This window comes from Oerskovia sp. NPDC056781, assembly GCF_042789955.1.
In the GTDB taxonomy this organism is placed as follows: domain Bacteria; phylum Actinomycetota; class Actinomycetes; order Actinomycetales; family Cellulomonadaceae; genus Oerskovia; species Oerskovia rustica.
In genome coordinates, this window is the sequence record NZ_JBHUAD010000172.1 from 1 (window position 1) to 8,722 (window position 8,722).

Annotated in this window: 8 protein-coding genes; all 8 read right to left on the bottom strand. The window is 74.4% G+C overall.

Annotated elements, in window-relative coordinates; all coding sequences use genetic code 11:
- Nucleotides 1-117: 117 nt before the first annotated feature.
- Nucleotides 118-1,524 carry an alkaline phosphatase family protein gene (locus ACFRCR_RS13895; RefSeq protein WP_377678310.1) on the bottom strand — a complete coding sequence of 469 codons (1,407 nt, stop codon included), beginning with the start codon at nt 1,522-1,524 and terminating at the stop codon, nt 118-120.
- The gene (gene eboE / locus ACFRCR_RS13900) at nt 1,521-2,834 is read right to left on the bottom strand and encodes a metabolite traffic protein EboE (RefSeq protein ID WP_377678312.1); all 1,314 of its coding nucleotides are present in this window, start codon (nt 2,832-2,834) and stop codon (nt 1,521-1,523) included. Before eboE ends, ACFRCR_RS13895 begins: the two co-directional genes overlap by 4 nt.
- On the bottom strand, nt 2,834-3,712 hold the full coding sequence (locus ACFRCR_RS13905; protein WP_377678314.1) for a TatD family hydrolase: 879 nt from the start codon (nt 3,710-3,712) through the stop codon (nt 2,834-2,836). The genes eboE and ACFRCR_RS13905 overlap by 1 nt, the downstream gene beginning before the upstream one ends.
- Nucleotides 3,712-4,479 carry an EboA domain-containing protein gene (locus ACFRCR_RS13910; protein WP_377678315.1) on the bottom strand — a complete coding sequence of 256 codons (768 nt, stop codon included), beginning with the start codon at nt 4,477-4,479 and terminating at the stop codon, nt 3,712-3,714. The genes ACFRCR_RS13905 and ACFRCR_RS13910 overlap by 1 nt, the downstream gene beginning before the upstream one ends.
- Nucleotides 4,476-5,387, bottom strand: coding sequence for a sugar phosphate isomerase/epimerase family protein (locus ACFRCR_RS13915; protein WP_377678317.1), 912 nt, complete (start codon nt 5,385-5,387; stop codon nt 4,476-4,478). Before ACFRCR_RS13915 ends, ACFRCR_RS13910 begins: the two co-directional genes overlap by 4 nt.
- Nucleotides 5,388-5,473: 86 nt before the next feature.
- Nucleotides 5,474-6,496 (bottom strand): SCO3242 family prenyltransferase, encoded by a 1,023-nt coding sequence (locus ACFRCR_RS13920; RefSeq protein ID WP_377678318.1) that lies wholly within the window; start codon nt 6,494-6,496, stop codon nt 5,474-5,476.
- The gene (locus ACFRCR_RS13925) at nt 6,493-7,713 is read right to left on the bottom strand and encodes an inositol-3-phosphate synthase (RefSeq protein WP_377678320.1); all 1,221 of its coding nucleotides are present in this window, start codon (nt 7,711-7,713) and stop codon (nt 6,493-6,495) included. The genes ACFRCR_RS13920 and ACFRCR_RS13925 overlap by 4 nt, the downstream gene beginning before the upstream one ends.
- A 343-nt stretch (nt 7,714-8,056) precedes the next feature.
- The coding region (locus tag ACFRCR_RS13930; protein WP_377678321.1) for a hypothetical protein at nt 8,057-8,722 on the bottom strand (666 nt) is incomplete at its 5' end.

An 8,722-nucleotide genomic window follows, 5' to 3' on the forward strand; every position in this document is an offset into this window, starting at 1 on the left:
ACCCACGGGTCGCGCCCTTCTGGCTTCCCCGGATGCCCGACGGGCACCGGGGAACCGTGTCAGGACGAGCCTGGCCCCATGTTCACGCTCGCCCTGACAAGTTCGTGCGGCGGCTCCTCAGACCTTCACGCCGAGGTTCTGCATCTCGAGCACCAGGCCCTTGATCGCCGCGGCGGGCACCTGTCCCCCGCGCTCGACGAGCGCGGCGACCGACGCCGGGATCTCGGCCTCCGAGCACAGGATCAGGGGCGTGTCGGCCGCGGAGTCGGGCAGTCGTCCGTGCGTGCCGCGCACGTAGGACGCGTCGAGCGGGACGGTGCTCATGGCGTAGCGGAGACCGAGCTTCTTCTTGACGAGGTTCAAGCCGGCCTTGGCCTTGGCGAGCGGGTCGGCGGGGTCGAAGAACAGCTCGGCGGGGTCGTAGCCGGGCTTGCGATGGATGTCGACGCCGCGCGCGTACTCGGGGGCGCGGGCGTCGTCGAGCCAGTAGTAGTAGGTGAACCAGGCGCCGGGCTCGGCGACGACGACGAGGTCGCCCGAGCGCTGGTGGTCGAGCCCGTAGCGGGCCTGGGCCTCGCGGTCGAGGACCTCGTCGACGCCGGGCACGCTGCGCAGCAGGTCCTGCACGCGCGCGAGGCGGGACGGGTCGTCGACGTACACGTGCGCGACCTGGTGGTCGGCGACCGCGAACGCCTTGGACGTCCAGGGGTCGAGCTGCTCCTTGCCGTCCTGCACGTAGACCTCGAGCAGGCCCTCGCGGCGCAGGATGCGGTTGAGGTGCACGGGCTTGTCCGCCTCGGCGATGCCGTACTCGGAGACCACGACGACCGCGACGCCGTTGTTGGCCGCGTCGTCGAGCAGCGGGGTAAGGACGGCGTCGAGCTCGGCCGCGGCGGCATCGGCCTCGGGGGCGTCGGGGCCGAAGCGCTGGAGGTCGTAGTCGAGGTGCGGCACGTACGCCATGGTGAGCTCGGGCGAGTGGGTGCGCAGGACGTGCCGGGTCGCCTCGACGATCCAGGCCGACGACGCGATCGCGGCGGTCGGGCCCCAGTAGGTGAACAGGGGGAACTCGCCGAACCGCCCGGTGAGCTCGTCGTGCAGCGCGGGCGGGCGGATGTACGCGTCGGGCGACTTGCGCCCGTCGGCGTGGTAGATCGGGCGGGGCGTGACGGTCACGTCGGTCGTGGCGCCCATGGCGTACCACCAGCAGACGTTCGCGGTGCGGTGGTCGGGGTTCGCACGCCGGGCGGCCTCCCAGACCTTCTCGCCCGAGACGAGCTTGTTGTGCTGGCGCCAGAGGAACACCTCGCCGAGCTCGCGGAAGTACCAGCCGTTGCCCACGGCGCCGTGCTGGGCGGGGGCGAGGCCGGTCGTCATGGTCGCCTGGACGGTGCACGTGACGGCGGGCAGCACGGTCGCGAGCTGGGTCTGCCAGCCGCCCTCGGCGAGCTGCCGCAGGCGCGGCATGTGGGCGAGGGCCTTCTCGGTGAGCCCGACGACGTCGAGCAGCAGCACGGGCTTCATGCGAGGACTCCTGAGGTCTGAGGGGTGGTGGTGGAGAGCGCTGGCCCGAGCAGGTGCTCGGTGGCCCACCGCAGTTCGGCGGCGATCCCGGCGACGAGCGGCTCGACGCCGCCACCGCCCAGGGTGACGGACTCGCCCGCCGACGGTGACGCATCCTCCACCGACGGTGACGCGGCCGGGAACGCCGGCGAGCCGGGCGGCAGGACGGCCCACGTGTAGGTCTCGACGTCGAGGTGGGCCTCGTCACCGTGCGGTGCGGCGCGCACGGCCGCGACGGCGTCGCGCAGCACGTCGGTCGTCGCAGCCAGGGGCGGGGAGGGCTCGTGGTGCAGGGGCACGTGGAAGTGCACGCGCCACGGCCCCTCCCCCGGCAGCCCGGGCGCCGCACCGGCACCCAGGGCGTCGGGCAGGTCGTCGGCGGGCAGCACGTCGCCGCCCGGGGCGAGCTCGCGCACCTGGTGGATGTAGCGCTTCTCGACGAACTGCCCGACGGCGTCGCGCGCCCCCGGCGCGGACGGCTCGGCGAGGTGCAGCGCGGCCGAGGCCTGGACCTTGACCACGCGCAGCCCCGCCCCCGTGATCCGCGAGACGGCCGCGGCCGGGTCGGCGAACGAGACCGCGAGGTGGCACGTGTCGAGGCAGACGCCCACGAACGCGGGGTCGATGCCGCTGCTCACCTGCTCATGAGCCCGACCGACCGGGCCGGGCGCGAGCCGCGCCTCGAGCCACGTCACGACGTCCTCGACGGTGTCGAGCACGCACCCGGGCTCGGGCTCGACCGCGACGCGCACGACCTTGCCCGTGCGGGCGGCAAGGTCCCGCAGTCCCGCGGAGAGGTCCTCGAACGCGCGCGTCGCCGCGGCGTCCTGGGCGGGCGACCACGCGACCCCGTCCGGCTCGCGCCAAGCCAGCGGGAGCGTCGAGATCGACCCGTCCACGCCGTCGGGCAGGAGGGCCGCGAGGACCTCGGCGCACTCGAGCGTGTAGGCGAGCCGCTCTGCGTCGGCCCACGTGGGCGAGTAGACCGCGAGCTTGACGACGTCGTCGTGGAACCCGCCGTAGGGGAACGCGTTGAGCGTGTGCACCTGGAGGCCGTGCTCGTCGAGAGAGGCCCTCAGCCGCGCCATGTCCTCGGGCGCGCGCGGGGACGCCGAGAGGCGGTGAGCGAGCGACGCCGGCAGCCACAGCCCGACCCCGAGCACGTCGAGCCCCGCGGCCTCGCGCACGGGCCCCGCGTACCGGGCGAGCTGGTCGACCACCCCGTCGAGGTCCTCCGCGGGGTGGACGTTGGTGCAGTACGAGAGCTGCATCAGACCCGGGCCCCGCGCAGCACCGAGCTGCCCTCGTAGCTCGCGGTCGCGGCGGGCGCCTCGCCCTCGACGAAACCGGGCACGGGGTCGAGCAGCAGATTCCCCGACTGCCCGTAGAACGCCACGGGGTTGCGCCACAGGACCTTGTCGACCTCGTCGTCGCTGAACCCGGCCGCGAGCATGGCCCGCCCGGTCTTGAGCGTCTTGAGCGGGTCGGAGCGTCCCCAGTCCGCGGCCGAGTTGACGAGCACGCGCTCGGTGCCGTGCTCCAGCATGATCGCGACCATGCGGTGCTCGTCCATCTTGGTGTCGGGGTAGACCGAGAAGCCCATCCACGCCCCCGCGTCCTTGACGAGCGCGACGTTGGTCTCGTTGAGGTGGTCGACCACGACCATCCCGGGGGCGATCCCCGACTCGCGGACGACGTCGAGCGTGCGGCGGGTCCCGACGAGCTTGTCGCGGTGCGGGGTGTGGACCATGACGGGCAGCTCCGCGTCGATCGCCATCGCGAGCTGGCGCGTGAACGCCTCGTCCTCGGCGGGCGTCATGGAGTCGTAGCCGACCTCGCCGACCGCGACCACGCCGTCCTTGGTGAGGTAGCGCGGGATCTCGTCGAGCACCGGGGTGCAGCGCGGGTCGTTCGCCTCCTTGGGGTTGAGGGCGATCGTCGCGTGGTGGCGGATCCCGAACTGCGTGGCCCGGAACCGCTCCCACCCCAGCAGCGCGTCGAAGTAGTCGAGGAACGACCCGACGGTCGTGCGCGGCTGCCCGAGCCAGAACGCGGGCTCGACGAGCGCGCGGACGCCCGCGGCGTACATGGCCTCGTAGTCGTCGGTCGTGCGGGAGGTCATGTGGATGTGGGGGTCGAAGATGCGCATCAGGCGTCCTTGCTGTGGTTCGCGAGAGAGGTCGTGGGCACGGTGGGCAGGGTGGGGGCGTCGGTCCTGTCGGGCACCTCGGGTGCGATGCGCGCGACGTCGTCGGGCACGACGCGTCCCGCCGCCCGGCGCTCGGCCGCGAAGTCGCGGGCCATGCGCGCGAGCTCGTCGTCAGCACGCTCGTCGAGCCCGGCGACCGCGTCGAGGCTCACGCCCATGAACACGAGCTTGAGCACCGCGTGGCGCCACGCGTGGTCGTCGAGGTGCGCGGCCGCGAACGGTCCGACGGCCGCCGCCACGAGGCTCTGGTCGTTGGCGCGCAGCGCGTCGGCCGCGAGCGTCGTCCCGGCGCACGCGACGGCCGGTTGCACCGCTCCGGCGAGGGCCAGCGCGTCGAGCCCGCGCAGCACACCCCGCCGCTCGGACGTGTCCCCCCGCTGGTAGGTCTCGGTCAGGCGCGTCGCGAGGGACTCCCCGTCGGCGGGCAGGGCACCCGCGAGCGCCACGACCAGGCGGGCCCGCGCCGCGTCGTCGAGCGTCCCGTGCAGGACCCCGGCAGGGTCCAGGTCGGGGTCGAGGGGCGTGCGGCCCACTGCCCGTCCGGCACGTGCCAGGTGCCCGACGGCGGAGCCCGGGTCCGCGGCGACGTCGCCGCACGCCGTGGACAGCCAGGCGGTCTGCTCGTCGGTGAGGAGGCCCGCGAGGGCACCGGGATCGCCTGCGGTGGTCGGGCGGCCCGGCGCGTCGGTGAGGTCGGGGGTGGTCATCGGAGTGCCTCCTGGGGTGTGGATGCGGAACCTGTGGTGGTCTGGTGCCAGGCGGCCCAGGCGCCCGTCATCGCGGCCATGCTGCGGTGCGCGAGCCCGGGGGCGTCGTACGAGTGACGGGGCAGCTCGACGGCCGCGACCCCCGTGTAGCCGATCTCGCCGAGCGTGCCCAGGGCGAGCGCCAGGTCGAGCTCGCCGTCCCCGAAGGGCAGGTGCTCGTGCGCGGTGTGCCGCATGTCGTCGACCTGCACGTTCAGCAGGTGGGGCGCCGCGGCGAGCAGCGCGCCGCGCACCCCGTCGGGCTCGACCACGACACAGTGCCCCAGGTCGACCGTCACGCCCAGCTCGTCGGGAGCGCCGACGTCCTCGCGCAGCCGCAGCGCGTCGGCGACGGTCTCGACGAGCATCCCGGGCTCGGGCTCGAGCGCGAGCCGGACCCCGTGGTCGCGGGCGTGGGCCACGACGCGCGGCACCCGGGCGAGCAGACGCTCCCACCCCTGCTCCGCCGTCGTGCCCGCAGGCAGGACGCCCGAGAAGAAGGACACGCACTCCGCACGCAGGCCCGCCGCGACCTCGACCGCGCGGCACAGGAAGCGGACCCGGAGGTCCGCGAGGTCCGCGTCGGGGTCGAGGAACGTCGGGTGGTGCTTGCGGAACGGGTCGAGCAGGAAGCGCGTGCCCGTCTCGACGACCACGCGCATCCCCAGGTCGTCGAGACGACCGCGCAGGCGGGCGACCTGTGCGTCGGCGTCGTCGGCGAAGGGGTACAGGTGCGGGTGCCCGAGCGTCAGGGCCACCGCGCCGTACCCCTCGTGCGCGAGGACGTCGAGCGTCACGTTCAGCGGGTGGTCGGTGAAGCCGTTGGTGCCGTAGCCGAGGGTGTACGGGATGCGAGGCCCGGGAGGCACGGGCCGTGACGGGACCGCCCCGGGAGGCACGGGCCGTGACGGCACCGCCCCGGGAGGCACGGGCCGTGACGGCACCGAGGTCTCGCTCATGACTCGCTCAGGCCCGGGTTCGGGCTCACCCTGCGCCGCCCCCGGGCCCGCAGGGCACGCCCTGCGAGCTCGACCCCCGCGAGGACCGCGACCGAGCCCAGGCTCCCGCCCCGCGCCGCGAGCGCCGCCTGGAGCGGGACCATCGACCGGATGCCGGCCTTGGTCGCCGCGAACGCGTTCGTGGCGTCCGGAGAGCCCACCGCAGCGGCCTGGTGCGGCAGGCACGAGGTCACGTAGACCCCCGCCGAGACCAGCGCGGCCGCCGCCGGGACGACGGCGCGTGCCCGGCCGAGCGTGTCTACCCGCCCGCCCGACGACCGGACCGACGACGGCGCAGAGGCGAGCGCCGCCGTCGGGCGCGTGCACAACGAACGCAGCGCACCCATCGTGACCGCGCCCGCGACGCCCGCCGTGCCCGCGGCCACCGCGGCGGCGACGGGTTGCGTCGTGCCGTGGACCTCGCCGCGCGAGAGGACCGTGACCCCGGCCGTGTGCACCGTGAGGGCCGCCGCCGCCGGGAGCGCAGCGCGCACGCGACCCAGGCCCGCACCCATGAGCACGTCCAGGCCCCGGCAGGCCGCCATGACGACGGGACCGGTCACGTGGTTCTTCGCGACCAGGTCGTACGTCCACACGCTCGCCGCGAGCGGGACCGCGAGCGCGAACGAACGCCGCCCACCCCCGACCCCGGCGAGCGCGAGCCCCACGACCGTGAGCCCCGACGCGACCCCGAAGGCCTGCGCGGGCGAGACCCGGCCCGAGGGCAGCGGGCGCTCCGGGCGCTCGACCGCGTCGAGCTCGCGGTCCGCGTAGTCGTTGAGAGCCATCCCACCCGCGTACAGGCACGCGGAGGACAACGGCAGGAGCGCGAGGTGCCACGGCCTCACGTCGGGCCCGGCCCCGGCCGCGCGGCGTGCCGGGTCGAGCCGACCGCCCGCCGCCGCACCGGCGAGGGTGTCCCCCACGACCGACAGGACCGCCGGGGCCCGGACCAGGTCGAGGTAGTCGCGCAGAGTCACGGCTCGCCGACCTCCGCGCGTGCCTGGTCCGCCTGCGCGCTCGTCCGGTGCGCCCACACGCCCAGCTCGCGCGTCTGCTCCGCGAACGAGTGCACGTCCGAACCCCACGGGTCCTTGAAGAAGAAGCCCATCTCCGGCACGGGACCGGACAGGCCCGCCGCGTCCGCGAGCGCCAGCAGGCGCGCCAGGTCCAGCACGAGCGGGGCGGCGAGCATCGAGTCGTACGCGCTCCACGTCGTCTGGAGCGTCAGGCGCGACCCCAGGAAGCCCTCGACGTGGATGTGGTCCCACGCGACCTTGATGTCGCCCAGGTCGGGGACGTTGTCGATGTGCAGCGGGGTCACCTTCGTCCCCGTGAGGTCCTGCAGCCCACGGTTCTTCGAGACGAGCTTGCTCTGGACCGCGTGCGGGTCCGCGAGCGTCGCGCCGTCGCCGCCACCGAGGAGGTTCGACCCGGCCCAGGACAGCACGCGCAGCCCGCGGGCCGCGAGCGCCGGGGCCAGGACGGAGCGGAGCCACGTCTGACCGGTCTTGCCGTCCTGTCCCGCGAACGGGACACCACGCTCGACCGCGAGGGCGTGCAGCGCGGGCAGGTTCATGCTCGCCGACGGCGTGAAGCCCGCGTACGGCGCCCCCGCGAGGAGCGCCGCGTACGCGGTGACCGAGCTCGCGGGCAGGACGTCGCGCTCGGGGTCCTCGATCGCGGCGCGCAGCAGGTCCAGGTCGTCGAGCTCGACAGCCGGGGCAGGCAGGGGCTCGGTCGAGGCGAGGTCGACCACCACGACGCGGGCCAGGCCGTGGCGCTCGCGGAAGGACCGGATGTCCGCGGCGAGGCGCTCGGCGCTCGCCGCCTGGGAGCCCGTGCGGTGGGCGGGGTCGTAGCCGGGCCTGATCTCGGCGTCGGCCGCGTCGAGCTGGGGGCGCACGGCCTCGAGGAGGCGGTACGGGATCATCCCTGCCTCGACGAGCATCTCGGCGCGCTTGCCGAGCGGGGTGTCGCTGATGTCGTGGCCGCCGACGACGAGGTCGGTGAACGCCGGGAGGGCGACCGTGTCGAGCGGCGACTGCGCGGTCACACAGCCGGTGGGGGCGCTGAGCCCCGAGGAGATCGCGGCCAGGCCGAGCGTGGCGGTCGTCGCGACGGATCCTCGTGCCCCGACGAACCAGATGCCGGTGCGGCCGTGGTCCCAGGTGGGCTGGTGGGGTGAAAGGTGCATCGTCGCTCCTGGTCCCGTCGGTCCCCGCTGACAGGACCGAAGTGCGGAGTCGGGGGCCTCGTCGCCCTCGACGGGCTCCGTCCCGTGGCGGGCACGCTCGCGCGAGCGAAGCGTGCCCAGTCCTGCCGGGCTGGTGGCCGTGCAGCGACCCTAACCCCCCTTTTGTCGATGGTCAATCAAAAGCCGGATGGCTGTTGCACCGACTCTCAGATTCGACGACAAAAGAAAGGTGCCGGGGGCAACGCTCTCGCGTCACCCCCGGCACCCCGCGCGTCACCCTCGGCGCCCTTGCACGTCACCCTCGGCGGGCGGGACGGTCACCCTCGGCGGGCGGGAGCGCCCCTCAGCCGGCCGGCGAGAAGTCCAGCTCGTCGTCGGCCACCGCGATGACCGACCACGTGCTCCCCTCCGCGTCGCTCAGCTCGTACGAAGGGACCAGCACCGCTCCACCGTCGGTCTGGTAGTGCACGGCCCGGCCGAGCCGGGCCGACGTGATGGTCACGTCGTCCACGGGCCAGGAGAAGGCAGCGCCCGCGCCGGCGGTCGGTGGGACACCCGGCACCTCGGGCTCGACCGGGGCGACGTCCGTCGTGGCCCCCTCCAGCATCGTCGACGCGTCCCCGCCGCGCGCGTACGCGATGACCCCCGGGCTCCCGAAGCGCGGGTCGCCCAGGCGCTCGACGGCCGCGGTGGGGCTCACCACGGCGTAGTCGCCCATCGAGACGATCGGGGCGAGCGAACCGTAGAGCGACGACAGTCCCGCTCCCGAGTACGTCATGCTCCACAGGATGCCGGTCCGTTGTCCCTCGACCACCTGGGCCGCGCTCACCGCGAGCACCTTCCCCGCGCCGTCGTAGGACTCGGTCGTGTACTCGAAGGCGGCCGGGTCGAGGCCGAGCGAGCCGAGCACGTCCTTGCTCGTCGAGATCGCGGCGTCGGGCGACGGCGCCGGTCCGAGGTCCTGCTCACCGCAACCGGCCTGCGGGTCGATCTCCATCTCCTCGGTGGG

Coding starts and splice junctions, on each gene's coding strand:
- ACFRCR_RS13895 (WP_377678310.1), bottom strand. CDS start 1,524: ATGAAGCCCGTGCTGCTGCTCGACGTCGTCGGGCTCACCGAGAAGGCC.
- eboE (WP_377678312.1), bottom strand. CDS start 2,834: ATGCAGCTCTCGTACTGCACCAACGTCCACCCCGCGGAGGACCTCGAC.
- ACFRCR_RS13925 (WP_377678320.1), bottom strand. CDS start 7,713: ATGCACCTTTCACCCCACCAGCCCACCTGGGACCACGGCCGCACCGGC.
- ACFRCR_RS13905 (WP_377678314.1), bottom strand. CDS start 3,712: ATGCGCATCTTCGACCCCCACATCCACATGACCTCCCGCACGACCGAC.
- ACFRCR_RS13910 (WP_377678315.1), bottom strand. CDS start 4,479: ATGACCACCCCCGACCTCACCGACGCGCCGGGCCGCCCGACCACCGCA.